General features: G+C 65.4%; 17 protein-coding genes. 11 read left to right on the plus strand and 6 right to left on the minus strand.

The genetic code is table 11. The features are described from left to right. The first annotated feature begins 29 nt into the window (after positions 1-29). The 10 genes from BLV04_RS14405 to yacG all read left to right on the plus strand — a co-directional run bounded on the left by BLV04_RS14405 (position 30) and on the right by yacG (position 6,483). Complete coding sequence (locus BLV04_RS14405) at positions 30-1,235, plus strand: beta-ketoacyl-ACP synthase (RefSeq protein ID WP_093033393.1); 1,206 nt, start codon at positions 30-32, stop codon at positions 1,233-1,235. Continuing rightward, positions 1,226-2,023, plus strand: coding sequence for a beta-ketoacyl synthase chain length factor (locus BLV04_RS14410; RefSeq protein ID WP_093033396.1), 798 nt, complete (start codon positions 1,226-1,228; stop codon positions 2,021-2,023). Before BLV04_RS14405 ends, BLV04_RS14410 begins: the two co-directional genes overlap by 10 nt. After that, positions 2,020-2,454 (plus strand): hotdog family protein, encoded by a 435-nt coding sequence (locus tag BLV04_RS14415; RefSeq protein ID WP_093033399.1) that lies wholly within the window; start codon positions 2,020-2,022, stop codon positions 2,452-2,454. The genes BLV04_RS14410 and BLV04_RS14415 overlap by 4 nt, the downstream gene beginning before the upstream one ends. Next, positions 2,451-3,170, plus strand: coding sequence for a 3-oxoacyl-ACP reductase FabG (gene fabG / locus BLV04_RS14420; protein ID WP_093033402.1), 720 nt, complete (start codon positions 2,451-2,453; stop codon positions 3,168-3,170). Before BLV04_RS14415 ends, fabG begins: the two co-directional genes overlap by 4 nt. Next, on the plus strand, positions 3,167-3,964 hold the full coding sequence (locus BLV04_RS14425) for a glycosyltransferase family 2 protein (RefSeq protein ID WP_093033406.1): 798 nt from the start codon (positions 3,167-3,169) through the stop codon (positions 3,962-3,964). The genes fabG and BLV04_RS14425 overlap by 4 nt, the downstream gene beginning before the upstream one ends. A gap of 122 nt (positions 3,965-4,086) precedes the next feature. Further along, positions 4,087-4,539, plus strand: coding sequence for a hypothetical protein (locus tag BLV04_RS14430; RefSeq protein ID WP_245731893.1), 453 nt, complete (start codon positions 4,087-4,089; stop codon positions 4,537-4,539). 103 nt (positions 4,540-4,642) lie between these two features. Continuing rightward, positions 4,643-4,822 carry a hypothetical protein gene (locus BLV04_RS14435; RefSeq protein WP_093033409.1) on the plus strand — a complete coding sequence of 60 codons (180 nt, stop codon included), beginning with the start codon at positions 4,643-4,645 and terminating at the stop codon, positions 4,820-4,822. Positions 4,823-4,885: 63 nt separating this feature from the next. After that, positions 4,886-5,062 (plus strand): hypothetical protein, encoded by a 177-nt coding sequence (locus tag BLV04_RS24970; RefSeq protein WP_175534638.1) that lies wholly within the window; start codon positions 4,886-4,888, stop codon positions 5,060-5,062. 262 nt (positions 5,063-5,324) lie between these two features. After that, positions 5,325-6,092, plus strand: a complete 768-nt coding sequence (gene zapD, locus BLV04_RS14440; RefSeq protein ID WP_093033412.1) for a cell division protein ZapD — start codon at positions 5,325-5,327, stop codon at positions 6,090-6,092. Positions 6,093-6,282: 190 nt separating this feature from the next. Beyond that, positions 6,283-6,483 carry a DNA gyrase inhibitor YacG gene (gene yacG, locus BLV04_RS14445; RefSeq protein ID WP_093033416.1) on the plus strand — a complete coding sequence of 67 codons (201 nt, stop codon included), beginning with the start codon at positions 6,283-6,285 and terminating at the stop codon, positions 6,481-6,483. Positions 6,484-6,677: 194 nt separating this feature from the next. Here the strand turns inward: yacG and BLV04_RS14450 are convergent, their stop codons facing one another. The 4 genes from BLV04_RS14450 to BLV04_RS14465 form a co-directional block, all read right to left on the minus strand. Beyond that, a complete protein-coding gene (locus BLV04_RS14450) occupies positions 6,678-7,628 on the minus strand; it encodes a Nudix family hydrolase (RefSeq protein WP_281241847.1) in 951 nt (316 codons plus the stop codon). Continuing rightward, positions 7,625-8,860, minus strand: coding sequence for a bifunctional glutamate N-acetyltransferase/amino-acid acetyltransferase ArgJ (argJ, locus tag BLV04_RS14455; protein WP_093033630.1), 1,236 nt, complete (start codon positions 8,858-8,860; stop codon positions 7,625-7,627). The genes BLV04_RS14450 and argJ overlap by 4 nt, the downstream gene beginning before the upstream one ends. Before the next feature lie 8 nt (positions 8,861-8,868). Further along, positions 8,869-11,727, minus strand: a complete 2,859-nt coding sequence (gene secA / locus BLV04_RS14460) for a preprotein translocase subunit SecA (RefSeq protein ID WP_093033419.1) — start codon at positions 11,725-11,727, stop codon at positions 8,869-8,871. Positions 11,728-11,890: 163 nt separating this feature from the next. Continuing rightward, positions 11,891-12,577: a M23 family metallopeptidase gene (locus BLV04_RS14465; RefSeq protein WP_245731894.1), complete on the minus strand. Its 687-nt coding sequence runs from the start codon at positions 12,575-12,577 to the stop codon at positions 11,891-11,893. Positions 12,578-12,979: 402 nt separating this feature from the next. Between BLV04_RS14465 and BLV04_RS14470 the strand changes: the two genes are divergently transcribed. Next, on the plus strand, positions 12,980-13,537 hold the full coding sequence (locus BLV04_RS14470; protein WP_093033425.1) for a DciA family protein: 558 nt from the start codon (positions 12,980-12,982) through the stop codon (positions 13,535-13,537). Here BLV04_RS14470 and lpxC read toward each other — a convergent pair. Together lpxC and ftsZ are read right to left on the minus strand one after the other, a co-directional pair. After that, positions 13,534-14,445: a UDP-3-O-acyl-N-acetylglucosamine deacetylase gene (gene lpxC / locus BLV04_RS14475; protein ID WP_093033428.1), complete on the minus strand. Its 912-nt coding sequence runs from the start codon at positions 14,443-14,445 to the stop codon at positions 13,534-13,536. The two genes, BLV04_RS14470 and lpxC, sit on opposite strands and share 4 nt — an antisense overlap. A gap of 251 nt (positions 14,446-14,696) precedes the next feature. After that, positions 14,697-15,866: a cell division protein FtsZ gene (gene ftsZ, locus BLV04_RS14480; RefSeq protein WP_093033431.1), complete on the minus strand. Its 1,170-nt coding sequence runs from the start codon at positions 15,864-15,866 to the stop codon at positions 14,697-14,699. Between the last annotated feature and the right edge of the window lie 239 nt (positions 15,867-16,105).

Below are 16,105 nucleotides of genomic sequence, written 5' to 3' on the forward strand. Positions count from 1 at the left end.
AGCCAGAGGAACGCAACCGCCACGCAACCATGCCGATCACCCCCGCCAGGATCCGAGCCTACACGCTGACCACAGCGTTGGGACAGGGTTGCCGACCCCACCTGCAAGCCCTGACCGAGATGCGGCCCGGCCTGCGTCTCTGGACGCCGGACGAGGCGCCTGTGCAGTCATGGGCGGGTGTCGTCGATGGCCTGGATGATGTGCGTCTGCCGGCTCGGCTCGCCGAGTTCGACTGTCGCAACAACCGTCTCGCCGAGCTGGCGCTGCACGGCGACGGATTCGCCGAGCAGGTCGAAGCGGCTCGCGAGCGCCGCGGCCCGAGCCGAATCGGCCTCTTTCTCGGTACCAGCACGGCCGGCATCCGCCACACCGAGCAGTGTTACCGACGCCACTTCGAGGAGAAGACGCCCGGTCTCGGCGAGGATCTGCGCTTCGACTCGACACACGCCTACGTCTCGCTCGCGGACTACTGCCGGCGTCGGCTCGGTCTGAGCGGACCCGCCATCGTGATTTCCACGGCCTGCTCTTCCGGCGCCAAGACATTCGCGGCGGCCCAGCGGGCCTTGTCGGCCGGACTCTGCGACGCGGCCGTCGTCGGCGGCGTCGATACACTGTGCGCAACCACGCTCCTCGGGTTTCAAGCACTCGGGCTGCTCTCTCCCACACCTTGCACACCCTGGGGGCTGGGACGCACCGGCATCAGCATCGGCGAGGGCGCGGCCTTCGCGCTTCTTGAGGGAAACGGCGACGCGGACGACGATGGCCTGTCCCTGCTCGGCTACGGCGAGAGCACCGACGCCTACCACATCGCCTCGCCTCACCCGCAGGGCGACGGCGCCGTGTCGGCGATGCGCGCGGCGCTCGACTCGGCGGGCCTGAGCGCCGACGTGATCGATTACATCAACCTGCACGGCACCGGGACCCCGGCCAACGACCTGTCCGAAGACCGGGCCGTCGCGCGGGTGTTCGGCGACACCGCGATCGCCAGTGCGACCAAGGGCTGGACCGGACATACCCTGGGCGCATCCGGAGCCGTCGAGGCGGTGCTTTCGCTGATCTGCCTTCGGCATGGACTCATCCCGGGCACGCTCAACACGACGACCTTCGATCCCGATCTATCGACACGACTCATCCGCGACAGCGCGCCGCGACCGCTCGCGCGGGTATTGAGCAACGCCTTCGGTTTCGCCGGCAACAACTGCACACTCGTCTTCGGACGGACCTCATGCGCCTGACGGTGAGCGGGATCGGAATCCTCGGCCCCGGACTCGTCGACTGGATCGGCGCCCGCCCCGTGCTCGCGGGCGATCACCCCTATGTCGCCGATGCGCTGAGTGTCTCGCCACCTCTGGGCCTGAATCCCAACGAGCGCCGCCGCGCGACACTGGCGACCCGGCTCGCCCTGGATGCAGCGCGCCAAGCCATGGCCGGCGCACGCTCCGACACGACCGAGCTCGCGACCGTCTTCGCCTCCGCCGACGGAGATATGGGTCTGATCGATTCCATGTGCCGGGACATCTACGAGCACCGGGTCCCGCCGTCGCCGACGGTGTTCCAAAACTCGGTGCACAATGCGGTCTCCGGATATTGGTCGATCGCCGAAGGTTGCCGGGGGCCGTCCACCAGTCTCGCGGCCGGCGACGGCACCTTCGCGGCCGGTCTGCTCGAAGCCGCCACCCAGATCGTCTGCTCCGCGCGCTCGGTGCTGCTGATCGCCTTCGAGGTACCCGCACCCGAGCTGCTGCATCCCCATCGGCCCTTCGACAGTGCCTTCGCCTGCGCACTGCGGCTCGAACCCGCCATCAGGAGCGAGGATCACCCCACATTGGATCTGGCACTGCGCGAGGACGAGCAAGCACTCACCTCGATCCAGGATTCGGCATTGGAGTCCATGCGCCGGACCAACCCCGCGGCCCGTGCACTGCCGCTGCTCGCGGCCATCGCCGCCGGCCGATCGGCGGTGATCGGATTGCCCTACTGGCCGGGGCTTCAGCTCGAAGTCCGCTTGGAGCCAGGCGCATGACCCTGCTCGAAGAGGTCTACGCCAAGCTCCCTCACGCCGGTGCCATGTGCCTGCTGGAGCAGGTGCTGGAGTGCGATCGAGACTCCATCCGCTGCACGACGGCATCCCACCGCGACCCGCGCAATCCGCTGCGTCGCGACGGCATCCTGTCGGCGGTGCACGGCGTGGAATATGCCGCTCAAGCGGCGGCTGCGCACGGCGTCCTGTCCCACGTCCTCGACGGCGACTCGCCCCTGCTCCTCGGGGCCGTGCGCGATCTGGAGATGCGCGTCGCTCGACTCGACCGACTGCCCGCGCCGCTTCAGGTCAGAGCTTGGCTGGAAGCGCGCGCGGGAATCAATGCCGTCTACCGCTTCGAGCTGAGCGCGGACGAGCACATCTCCGTGCGCGGCCGCATCACACTGGTGAGCGTCGCCACGGAGGCTAGATGAAACGCGCTCTGGTTACGGGTGCGAGCGGGGCGCTCGGCGCCTGCATCGCACGGCGCCTGGCCCGCGAGGGCCTGATGGTCTACGTGCACGGACACAGTCACCCGGAGCAGGCCGAGTCCGTCCGCGATGCGATACGCGCGGCGGGTGGCCGTGCCGAGTCCGTCGTCTTCGACGTGCGCGACGGCGATGCGGCCCGCGACGCACTCGACGGGATCCTCGCGCAGGGACCGATCCAGGTGCTGGTGAACAATGCCGGGCTCCACGACGACGCGCCGTTGGCCGGCATGAAGCCGGAGCAATGGTCACGCGTCGTCGACGTCGCCTTGCTCGGCTTCTACAATGTCACCCAACCCTTGCTCCTGCCGATGATTCGCGAGCGCTGGGGCCGAATCGTCAACATCGGCTCGGTCGCGGGCGTCATGGGTAATCGCGGGCAGGTCAACTATGCCGCGGCCAAGGCGGGACTCCACGGTGCCGCCAAGGCCCTGGCACTGGAGCTTGCATCGCGAGGCATCACGGTGAACACGATTGCACCGGGGATCATCGGCGAGACGGATGCCGAAGCCCTCTTCGATGCGGAGACGATCCGGCGTCTGGTGCCCATGGGTCGGGTCGGAAGACCGGAGGAGGTCGCCGATCTAGTCGCCTATCTAGTCACGGGCGATTCCGGCTATCTCTCGGGACAGATCATCAACCTGAACGGCGCCATGGCATGAAGGGAACCATCGTTGTCATCCCGGCATTCAACGAGGCACGGACGATCCGCGAGGTCATCACGGCCGTCCGTCGGCTGGACGTCGATCGCATCATCCTTGTCGACGACGGCTCCACGGACGCCACCGCGACGCTGATTCACGCACTGGAGACGCAGGACGGCGCCGCGCCGCGCCTGGAGCTGATCCGGCACCGGACCAATCGCGGCAAAGGTTTCGCCTTGGCCAGCGGCATCGCCCGTGCCCTCGCCTGCGGCGGCCGACGCATCGTCACCATCGATGCCGACGGTCAGCACTGCTCGGGCGACATCCCGCGCCTGGAGCGGACGGCCATGCGCGCACCCGAGGCCATCGTCATCGCCGCACGGACCGAGGCCCGAGATGCAGCCCCGCCCTTGCGCCGCTTCGCCAACGAGGTCGCGGATTTTTGGATCTCCTGGGCCTGCGGACGTCGCATCGAGGACACCCAGTCCGGCTTCAGACTCTATCCGGCCGCCGTCCTTGCGCGCCTGAGTGTGCGACCGCGCCGCAACGCCGGTTTCGCCTTCGAGACCGAGCTTCTGATCGACGGCGTCGCCGCCGGCGCCGAGATCCGCAGCGTCCCCATCATGACCCGCTACCTGCCCGACCGGCGTCTCAGCCATTACCGTCCGTGGCAAGACACCTGGAGCATCATCCGGCTGGTCGGCGCAAAGCTGCTCGGCCGCGGCCTGTATCCGACCGGCCTGCTGCGCTCGCTCGACCGGGGGATCGGATCGGCGAAAGACGGGGCCGCGGCGCTGCGGGACATCGACTGAGCTGAATGCAGAAACGGACCACCGCCCTTCAGGCTATCGGGCGGTGGAGGCAGGAACCCACCACCCGACGGGCGCAAGGGCGCCGTCGATGTGGTGCTCACGACGACGATAAGGAAAAGCAGGTGGAAAACGAGATTGCCCTCGGCATGCAAGGTCCCAACAGAGTCCCGGCGCGCCGGGGGCTCTTCAACATACGGATGCTCACGCTCCTGGTCATGGCCGTGAGCGTCATCGGTCTCGGCGGCTGTCGGACCTCGCCGATCCGAGATCTCGACGCGCGTCCGATCCCGCCCGGCGCGACTCCGACCCAGATCAGCAAGGCGATCCAGGGCGCCGGCAATGGCTTGGGATGGGCGATGCAGGAGACCCGCCCGGGCATGATCGTCGGCACCATCTACCTGCGCGACCATATGGCGAAGGTCGAGATCCCCTTCTCGACCTCCAGCTACAGCATTCGCTACAGCGCCAGCACCAACCTCAAATTCAACGAGGAGAAGCGGACGATCCATTCCAACTACAACAGCTGGATCGCAAACCTGGACAACCAGATCAGAGCGAATCTGTCGATGCTCTAATTCGCTTGCCGAGACGCCGCGGAATACCCCGGGCATACCCGGAACGATCGATCGCGACGAGATCGGAACCCTTGCACTTACCGTCCTGGTCGGTGTCGCGACCTTGGGGCTTCCCTTCTTGGTCATCGTGTCCGGTCCCGAGCTCGCCTTGTTCGACAGCCTGCGGCGCTTCCGTCCGGACCTGGTCGGCATCGCCGGCTACAGCCACGAGGCGTCCAAGGGATCGCCCGCCGCGGGTGCAACCCGACTACGGGCAGCACGGCTCGCGAGACTGCGCGACTAGGTATCATTAGGGTCTGACTTCCCTCGATCGCTACTATCCACGACACTGACAGGAGAGTTGAAGATGCGAAGAGGATCGATCGTCTGCGTCCTGATCGCGTTGACCGCGTTGACGGCCTGTACCAAGAAAGAGTCGAAGGAGAACTGGAACAACGTCAAGGAAGGCTCGAAGAACACCTGGCAGCAGGCCAAGAAGGCATTCTCCGAGGGGACCGAGGACTTCAAGGAGAGTACGAAGTAGACTCCCGAATCAAGGATCGAGAAACGCGCCCGAAAACCGCGGCACCCAGGATACGGCGGGCGGCCCGATACGGCACCCGAGGTCCACGCCTGTCGCGCTGCCGCGGTCATCGGCGCGGGCGTGACAACCCCTCGCGAAATCGGGAGAATTCCATCCATGGTATCGCGCATCGGTTCGATGGATGCGCGACGTTCGAACGACTGCCGCGCCGACCGAGCCGAGATGACCGGATCCGGGTCGCGCCGAGCCCCGAGGCGCCTTTGTGTCGACACTGATGACCTTCGAGCATCCGCTGAACGAGCGCGTCCGCACCTTCCTGCGGATCGAGCATCTGTTCGAGCGGCTCAACTATTTCGCGCCTCAGTACGACGCCTGGGCGACCCGGGTGGCCGTCGAGACCTTGCTCGACATCGCCTCGGTGACCGCGCGTGCGGATGTAAAGAACGAGCTGCTCAAGGAGCTCGATCGCAACATCGCCACGCTCAAGCGTTTCGGGGATCAGCCCGGGGTCGATCCGCGGGCATTGGACCGGGTGCTCGGCGACCTTGCGGATGCCGTCGGCGGCGTCCATCGCCTGTCCGGGCCCATCGGGCAGATCGCCCGCGAGGACGATCTCCTCAAGAGCGTCGCCCAGCGCAGCAGCATTCCGGGCGGGGCCTGCAGCTTCGATCTGCCGCAGTACCATCACTGGCTGATCCAGGCACCTGAGATCAGACAGGCGCGACTCGACCACTGGCTGCAGGATCTCCGGCCGGCCGAGCGGGCGATCCGCCTCGTGCTGTCGCTCGCCCGCACCAGCGCATCGCCGCGTCAGGTCCTCGCGGAGGGCGGTTTCTTCCAGGAGGCGCTCGATGCGCAGACGCCCGCCCAGATGGTGCGGGTCGGTATCAACGGCACCGGAGCACTCTATCCGGAGATCAGCGGACACAAGAGCCGCTTCAGCATCCGTTTCATGAAGACCGGACCTCAAGGGCGGCCGTCTCAGATCCCGGAAAATATCCCCTTCAAGCTCACGTGCTGCGTCTTTTGAACCGCGTCCTGCACAGTATGAACTGCTCCGACTCGCACGCTGCCCAGGCACCCATCAACCACCTCATCAGTGGACGCGGTTCAGATGATTCGGATTCATTCCCGAACCGCGTCCAGCAGGGATTCGTCGGCGTGCACCGAGCTGCGCTCACCAACAAAGCATCGATTTTCGCTCGGGACGCGGTTTAGCCATGGCCACGATCGTCTCCTGTCCGCGCTGCGGCAAGTCTGTTATCTGGGGTCCGCAATCACCTTGGCGCCCCTTCTGCAGCGAGCGCTGCCGTTTGGTCGATCTGGGCGAGTGGCTCGACGAGAATCACCGGATCCCCGGAACGGAGGAGGACCCCGACGAGGACTCGCCCATGAGCGAGCATTCGCCGGGGGCACATTAAACCGCGTCCGATGCGAGATGCGCATTTTCGAGTGAGATCGACATTTGGTACATCCACAACCCTTAGCGGGAACGCGGTTTAAAGAATATATTTTTTAATATGTTAAACCGCGCCGACTCCAGCGGTCGTGCAGTCTGCCAGGGCCGATTCCATCCAAAAATCATCACATACCGCGCTGACCGCGGTTTAACCGATCAGTCGATCGGCCAAAAGCCTCGAATCGCCGCCACACCTTGGGCGCCATGCTCACGGGCGACCTCCAGATCCGCTCCGGACAAACCGCCCAGCGCATAAACCGGGAGTGTCGCCGCGTCGGCAAGCTCGGCGAAGCGGTGCCAGCCGAGGGGCTCGGCGTCCGGGTGCGAGGCGGTCGGATTGACGGGCGAGAGCAGCGCGTAGTCGAGCCCGAGGCCCGCCGCGCGCACGAGATCATCCGCGTTGTGACAGGAGGCCCCGACCAGGTCGTCGGGCCGACCCGGGCGCTCGCTCAGTCGGGCGAGCGCCTGCCCTCCGAGGTGCAGGCCGTGACGCGGGACATCCAGCGTCTCCTGCGGATCGCGATTCAGGAGGAGACGTGCACCGCCCTGCTCGCAGAGCAGGAAGGCGCGCCGTGCCAAGTCGCGGTAGGCCGCATGTTTCAGCACATGCGCACGCAGTTGAACGAGCCTGATCCCGCCCGCGACGGCGCGCGCAAGCCGCGTCAGAAAGACCTCGGGGTCGAGCGGATCAAGACCCGTGATCAGCATGCGCCCGGGCAGGCGCAAAGCGGTGATGATGGGACGATCGGCCGCTGGAAAGCAGGCCGGATCCATCCTCTCGGGGCGTTGCCAAGCGAGGGGCTGACCCTCCAGACCGGCCGGGACGCCCGCGTAGGAGCAGACGCGCCGGACATCCAGCAGGACATGCCGATCGCCGTAATGGTGTCGGATGCGGATCAGCGGACGGCTGTCGTGGACCTCGATACCGAGCTCTTCGGCCAGCTCACGCGCCAGTCCCTGCTCGGGCGACTCGCCGTGCTCGAGCTTACCGCCCGGAAACTCCCACAGCCCGCCCTGATGGACGTGATCGAGGCGTTTGGTCACGAGCACGCGTCCCGCCCGATCGGAGATCGCGCCGACCATCACATGGATCAGGTCGACGCTCAACTGCGGTATTCGGCGTTGATCCGGACGTAGTCGTAAGAGAGATCGCAGGTCAGGATCCGCGCCTCGGCCCCGCCACGTCCCAGCGAGACGCGGATCAGGATCTCGGGCTCGGCCATGACCGCAGCCCCGGCCTCCTCCGTATAGTCGGGTGCGCGACCCCCGGCATCGACGATCAGGACCTCGCCGAGGTGGATTCGGATCCGATCGATGTCGAGATCCCGAAGACCTGCACGTCCGACCGCGGCCAGGATGCGGCCCCAGTTGGGATCGGACGCGAAGAGCGCCGTCTTCACCAATGGCGAATGGGCGATGGTGTAGGCGACCGCGCGGGCCTCATCGACGTGGGCCGCACCCTCGACCTGCACGCTCACCAGCTTGGTCGCACCCTCGGCGTCGCGCACGATGGCGGTCGCCAGCTCCACACAGACCGCATCGACGGCGCTCTGGAGTGCAGCGTATTGCGGCGATGCGCCGTCGCGGATCTCGGGATTCCCGCAGGCCCCGGTCGCGACCAGCACGCAGGCGTCGTTGGTCGAGGTGTCGCCGTCGACGGTGATGGCATTGAAGGATCGCGCGGCCGACGAGCCCAAGCATGCCTGGAGCAGGTCGGGCGCCACGGCGGCATCGGTCGCGATGAAGGCGAGCATGGTCGCCATGTTCGGACAGATCATCCCGGCGCCCTTGGCGATCCCGGTGATCGAGGCGGTGTGACCGTCGATCTCGAAGCAGCGCGAGACCAGCTTGGGCACCCGATCAGTGGTCATGATGGCCTGCGCGGCGGCAGGCCATGCGGAGGCATCCAAACGGTCTAGCAGATCCGGCAAGGCCGCGGCGATACGATCGACCGGCAGGTGCTCGCCGATCACCCCGGTGGAGAAGGGCAGCACCTCCTCGGCGGCACAGTCACCGACGGCGGCGAGTGCCGCGCAGCTCGACTCGGCGTCCGCCATCCCGCGCCGACCCGTGCCCGCGTTGGCATTGCCCGCGTTGATCAGGAGGTAACGCGGCATCGTTTGAGCCAAATGGGTCCGGGCGACCTGCACGGGCGCGGCGCAGAAGGCATTGCGCGTAAAAACGGCCGCACACCGACTGCCGGGAGCGAGCTCCATGACCACCAGATCGTCACGTCCCCGGTAACGAATCCCGGCCGCCCCCGCGGCCAGACGCGCGCCCCCGACGGGGAGCCAGGTTTGGTCGGGCTGGCCGGACAAGGTTGGCTCGGATGGCGTCATGGTGTCGCTCAGCTCGCCTTGCCGTGGCATTGCTTGTATTTCTTGCCCGAGCCGCAGGGACAGGGCTCATTGCGGCCGACCTTGCGATCGCCGCGGACGAAGGGTTGAGCCTGCGGATCCTCGGCGCTGCGGGCACCCGCACGGTCGCGACCTTCAGGCTGAGCATCCTCCGCAGACCCGGAACCTTGCCCGAAACCCTCGAAGCGCTCGTGCTTGAACTCGAACTCGCGTTCCCGCACGGGCGCTGCCCCGAGCGCGGCGACCGGTTGGGCCTCCGCACCGGGCTGAGTCTGCACCTGGAGCTTGGCAAGGGTGGCCACGACGTCGTGCTTGATGCTGTCGAGCATCGCGGAGAACATCTCGAAGGCCTCGCGCTTGTACTCCTGCTTGGGATTCTTCTGGGCGTAGCCGCGCAGGTGGATCCCCTGGCGCAGATAGTCCATCGCGGCGAGATGGTCCTTCCAGTGGGTGTCCAGGGTCTGCAGCATGACCGCCGTCTCGATCTGGCGCATGGTCGGCGAGCCGACGAGCTTCTCGCGCTCGGCATAGGCCGAGGTCAGGGTATCGTGGATGCGTGCGCGCAGGGTCTCTTCGTGGAGCGAGTCGTCCTCGTCGAGCCACTTGCGGATGGGCCAGTCGCCGCCGAAATGCTCGTTCAACGCGACACCGAGCCCTTCCACGTCCCACTGCTCTTCGAGACTCTCGGGCGGGACATAGGTGTTGATCAGACGCGTCAGGGCATCGTCGCGCATCGCGGTGACGGTATCGGAGACATCCACACTGTCCATCAGCTCGCGGCGTTGGCGATAGATGACCTTGCGCTGATCGTTGGCGACGTCGTCGTATTCGAGCAGCTGCTTGCGGATGTCGAAGTTGCGTCCCTCGACCTTGCGCTGGGCGTTCTCGATCGCTTTCGTCACCCAGGGATGCTCGATCGCCTCGCCCTTCTGCATGCCGAGCTTCTGCATCATCTTGCCGACGCGATCGGAGGCGAAGATGCGCATCAGGTTGTCTTCGAGCGACAAGTAGAAGCGCGAGGAGCCCGGATCGCCCTGGCGGCCGGAGCGGCCGCGCAACTGGTTGTCGATGCGACGTGATTCGTGCCGCTCGGTGCCCACCACATGCAGACCGCCGGCGGCCACCACTTGAGCGTGGCGCTCCTTCCAGGCGGCGCGAATAGCGTCGCGATCCGCTTCGGGGCCGGCGTCTTCGAGCTCGGCCTCCAGATTGCCGCCGAGCACGATGTCGGTCCCGCGACCGGCCATGTTGGTCGCGATGGTGACGGCGCCGGGACGGCCGGCCTGGGCGATGATCCCGGCCTCGCGCTCGTGCTGCTTGGCGTTGAGGACCTCGTGCGGGATCTTCTGCTCGACGAGCAGCCGGTCGATCAGCTCGGAGGTCTCGATCGAGGCGGTACCCACCAGGGCAGGCTGGCCGCGGGCGATGCAGTCGCGGATATCCTCGACGATCGCCTGGTACTTCTCCTCCTGGGTCAAATAGACGAGGTCGCCGCGATCCTCGCGGACCATGGGCTGATTGGTCGGGATGACGACGACCTCCAGACCGTAGATCTGCTGGAACTCGTAGGCCTCGGTATCCGCCGTGCCGGTCATGCCCGAGAGTTTGGGATAGAGCCGGAACAGGTTCTGGAAGGTGATCGAGGCCATCGTCTGGTTTTCGGGCTGGATCGCGACCCCTTCCTTGGCCTCGACCGCCTGATGCAGACCCTCGGACCAGCGCCGACCCGGCATGGTGCGGCCGGTGAACTCGTCGACGATGATGATCTGGCCGTCGCGCACGATGTACTCGACGTTCTTTTGAAACAGCGCATGTGCACGCAGCGCCGCGTAGACGTGGTGCATCAGGACGATATTGGCCGGATCATAGAGACCGCCTTCCTCGGCGAGGAGACCGATCTCCACGAGCATCTGCTCGACGTGCTCGTGACCTTCCTCGCTCAGATAGACCTGACGCGCCTTCTCGTCGACCGAATAATCACCGGGACCGAAGTCGGGCTGCCCCTCTTCGTTGGTGATGGGGGCCTGACGGGTCAGACGCGGGATGATCTTGTCGATCTGCTTGTAGAGATCCGTGCTGCCTTCAGAGGGACCGGAGATGATGAGCGGGGTGCGCGCCTCGTCGATGAGGATGGAGTCGACCTCGTCGACGATCGCGTAGAAGGGGTCGCGCTGCACGCGCTGCTCGGCCACGAAGGCCATGTTGTCGCGCAGATAGTCGAAGCCGAACTCGTTGTTGGTGCCGTAGGTGATGTCCGCGGCATAGGTCTCCTTGCGGGAGACCGGGCGCATGTGGCGGTAACCTTGACCGACCGGCGGTTCGTAGCTCAGGTCGAAGAGAAAGGATGCCGAGTCCGGACCGGTTCCGCCCGATGAGTTGATGACGCCGGTGGATAGACCGAGGAAATGGTAGATCTGTCCCATCCAGGCGGCGTCTCGCCGAGCCAGATAGTCGTTGACGGTAACGACGTGGACGCCTTTGCCCGGGAGCGCATTGAGGTAGGCCGAGAGGGTCGCGACCAGGGTCTTGCCCTCGCCGGTGCGCATCTCGGCGATCTTGCCGTCGTTGAGCACCATGCCGCCGACCATCTGCACGTCGAAGTGGCGCAGGCCGAGCGTTCGCTTGGATGCCTCGCGCACGACCGCGAATGCCTCGGGGATCAAGCTGTCGAGATCGGCACCCGCAGCAAGTCGCTCGCGAAACTCAGTCGTCTTCGCGGCCAAGGCCTGATCCGAGAGTGGCTCGAGCTCGGGCTCGAGGGCGTTGATCCGTGCGACGGACTTGAGCAGTGTCTTGACGAGCCGGTCATTCCGGCTGCCGAAGACCTTCTTGAACAGATGCTTGACCATCGGATACGTTTGAGACCTGTCGGGAAAATCCCGGCATGATACCGGAATTCAACGACAACCGCAGGTGCCGTCGGAGGTGCGCCCGGGGCCGGGGTCTGCGACGCCTGCCCGGACAAACCCCCGGCAAAGCCACGCCCCCGACCGCTAGAGCGACCACCGCGCCCTAACCGGGTTGATCCTCGGACGCGCTGGCCAGCACGGGCCTGGGTTGACGGTCGATATAGCGGAATGGATCGACCGCCTTGCCGTCCTTGATCACCTCGAAATGGACATGCGGACCGGTCGCGGTCCCGGAGGATCCGACCGTCGCGATCTTCTGCCCCTGCCGGACCATCTGACCCTCTTTGACCAGATTGTCCTGGTTGTGGGCATAGCGCGTGACCAACCCGTTGACGTGCCGGATGTCGACCGTGCGTCCGTATCCGCCCTTGCGACCGCTGAAGGTCACGACACCGTCGGCGACCGCCACGATTGCGGTACCGCGAGGACTTGCGAAGTCGACACCCTCGTGAAAGAGGCGCCTTTTCTTGATGGGATGCACCCGAAAACCGAATCTCGAGGTGACGTAACCGGCGCGAACCGGCCAACCTGAGGGCATGACCTGCGCGGTGAGATCCTTGTCCATGATGACATCTTCGAGAACCTCGAGCTTGCGCTTGCGATCCTGCACCAGGCTGACCATGCTGCCGAGCTCGCTGGCGATCTCGCGGATCGTGAAGTCACGGGCTGGACCTTCCTCGGCACCGCCACGCGGCGGCGGATCCGTAAAATCGAACTCTTCCGGATTCAGTCCGGACATGTGCACCAGACGCTCGCCGAGTGCATTCAACCTGAGCAGCTCGGCTTGCATCTCCCCGACACGCGAGGCAATCAGATCGAGATCTTCGGTAGCAGCGGGGGCTGACGAGGGGGCGAGACTTGCGGGTGAGGAGCGGGGAACGATGGAAGGCTGAGCGCGATTGTCGACAATTGGCGTCATGTTTTGGTAGTGCCCGATCCAGAATCCTAATCCTCCACCGGCCAAGGTAAACAAGATAACGGCCAAGAGCGCTATAACGGCCTGTCCGCGAGCGGTTTTTCGTCGATCGAGGTGGTGCATCGTTTTCTACTCTGTTTTGGTCTTTACTGTTGAGCGCTGGGCATATGGTTCAATTGTCGCCACAATCGTGCCTCAGGTCGATTCGTTTTTCGCCGCAAGCAAACATCGAGACGCCGTTTGCTCAGGCCTTGCGCATGTCGAGGTAGACCTCCGATGCTTCGTCCGGGATTGGCCCACGTCCGTGAGCTGCTTCAGTCCAACCGATTGATCCGCCGGCATCTTGAGCACCGCGACCGAGAGCTGGCGCTGCTCGGCATGGTCTTGAGCCGGTTGCCCGATCCGCTGCGTGCGCATTGTCGCGACGCCGTGCTTGCCGATGGCGTCCTGACGCTTTTTCTCGATTCGCCGGCGTGGGTCACCCGCGCACGCTTCCTGATCGAGGATCTGACCCGAGCCCTCGAGCGTGAAGGCGTCGCGAAGGTGATTACTCAGGTCCGCGTCCGCGCACAGGGCGACGGGGTGGATACCCTCGGGGCGAAGCCGCGGGGGGCGGTCGAGGGGCAACGGAGCGGCGGCAACCGACTGACCGATCGGGCGCTCGCCCATCTGTTCGGCGCGGCGGACGGGATGTCGGATCCGCTGCTGGCCGAGATCTTTCGGCGTTTTGCAAAAAACCATACCCCGACCGCCTTGACGGCGGCCGGGGACGGGAGGGATGAAGCGCAGGGATCGCGCGGCGTCGGAAAGACGCCGGCGTCGCAATCGGACTAGGCCAGCGCCATCGGGTGCGCATAGCAGATCGGGGACTCGGTGGAGTCTTCGAACACCACCTCTTCCCAGGCACTGACGTCGGCCACCAACGCCCGCAACAGGTTGTTGTTGAGCGCGTGCCCCGACTTGTGCGCCTGGAAGGACCCGATCAGGGTATGCCCCAGAAGATAGAGGTCGCCGATAGCATCCAGGATCTTGTGCTTCACGAACTCGTCTTCGTAACGCAGGCCCTCGTCGTTGAGGACGCGGTATTCGTCGACCACCACGGCGTTGTCGAGACTGCCCCCCAGTGCCAGATTCTGTGCACGCAATGCCTCGATCTCGCGCAGGAAACCGAAGGTGCGCGCCCGGCTAACCTCCTTCACGAACGAGGAGGTGGAGAAGTCGACGATCGCCCGGTTGGTGCGCGCATGGAATGCCGGATGGTCGAAGTCGATCGAGAACTCCACCTTGAATCCGTTGTAAGGCGTGAAACGCGCGTATTTGTCGCCGTCGCGCACCTCGACCGGCCGCTTGATCCGGATGAAGCGCTTGGCACGATTCTGCTCTTCCACCCCGGCCGACTGCACCAGGAACACGAAAGGCCCGGCACTGCCGTCCATGATCGGCACCTCGGCGGCGCCGACATCCACGTAGGCGTTGTCGATCCCGAGCCCGGCAAAGGCCGACAGGATGTGCTCGACCGTCGAGACGCGGACATCGCCCTTGACCAGGGTCGTGGACAGGCGGGTGTCGCCCACATTGAACGGCGTCGCCTTGATCTCGACGGGCACGTCCAAATCCACCCGACGGAAGATAATCCCCGTATCGGGAGCCGCCGGCCGCAAGGTCAACGGGATCTTCTCTCCGGTGTGCAGGCCGACACCGGTCGCCCGGATCACATTCTTCAAGGTACGCTGCTTGAGCATCGGTCGAGGTCTCCCATCGCAAGCCATGGCGGCTGTCGGCATCCGTTGCCGGCTGATCGACGACCGAGCGTGACCCGGCGAATCCATGCCGGAGCCACGATCGTTTTCCATTCGTCATGTTGTTTTGCGGCTCGCATGCGAGCCACCTGCCGACAAGCTTAGGGTTTTCCCCGACGTTTATCAAGATCAACAACGAACCTTTTTGAAGACGACTGTTTTAGAAGAATTATTCGATACAGGGAAACCCCTGATCAATCGGCCTGACGGCGCAGGAACGCCGGGATATCGAGATAGTCGAGATCGCTCTCGACCACCGCTTCGGCCACCGCCGCGGCACCGCCCCGGCGATAGATGGCGGGACGCCCCAGGTCGTTGTAGTTGGGCGCGCTCTCGTTGCTGCCCGCACTGCTGACCAGGTGCATCGCCGCCGCCTCATGGGCGCCCTGGCGTTTGAGCATGACGCGACGCTCCCCCAGCCCGGTCGCCACGACGGTGACCCGCAGCTCGTCGTCCAGCGCCGGATCGATCACGGTGCCCACCACGACCGTTGCATCGTCGTCGGCGAAATCACGCACCGTGTTGCCGACCTCGTCGAACTCGCCGATGGTCAGGCTCAGTCCGGCGGTGATATTGACCAGGATGCCCTTGGCACCGGCAAGGTCGATATCCTCCAGCAGCGGGCTGCGGATGGCGGCCTCGGCTGCCTCGCGGGCACGATGCTCGCCGCGCGCGGCACCCGTACCCATCATGGCCACGCCCATCTCGGACATGACGGTCTTGACGTCGGCGAAGTCGACGTTGATCAAGCCCGGACGGGTGATCAGCTCGGCGATGCCTTGCGTGGCATGTAGCAGCACGTCATTGGCGGCGCTGAAGGCGCCCAGCAAGCTCATGTCCTTACCCAGAACCGCCAGAAGTTTTTCGTTGGGGATGGTGATCAAGGAGTCGACGTGCTTGGCCAGCTCGGCAATCCCTTCCTCGGCGATGCGACGACGCTTGGTCCCCTCGAAGGGGAAAGGCTTGGTCACGACCGCAACCGTGAGGATCCCGAGCTCCTTCGCGACCTGTGCCACGACCGGCGCGGCACCGGTACCGGTCCCGCCGCCCATGCCGGCGGTGATGAACACCATGTCTGCGCCTTCCAGGGCCTCTTGGATGCGATCGCGGTCCTCCATCGCGGAGTTGCGGCCGACCTCGGGGTCTGCACCCGCGCCCAACCCCTTGGTGATGCCGGCGCCGAGCTGAAGGATGGTCTTCACCTGCGAGCTCTTCAGCGCCTGAGCGTCGGTGTTGGCGCAAATGAAGTCGACCCCTTCGATGGTCGCGGCGACCATGTGGTTGACGGCGTTCCCGCCGCCGCCCCCGACCCCGACGACCTTGATGACGGCGTTCTGACTGTGGGTATCCATGAGCTCAAACATGCTGTTGTCTCCTCTCGAATTCATTTGTTGCACGACCTATGAAACCTCGTACGTGCGCGCCTCGGCGCGAACGCCCCCCCGACACCACCGCGACGCGAGACGCGTCGCGGCCCGAGACCGCAGGCCGCGGCCCCCCGACCGACGGGGCTTGACGAAACACCCCGCCCCATACCCACCCTCAACGGGGTTAAAGCCCCGTCGAAAGCATCCGACCGAGTTAAACCGCATCGGCGACGACC

Origin of the sequence: Thiocapsa roseopersicina, assembly GCF_900106925.1 — a bacterium.
Lineage (GTDB): Bacteria > Pseudomonadota > Gammaproteobacteria > Chromatiales > Chromatiaceae > Thiocapsa > Thiocapsa roseopersicina.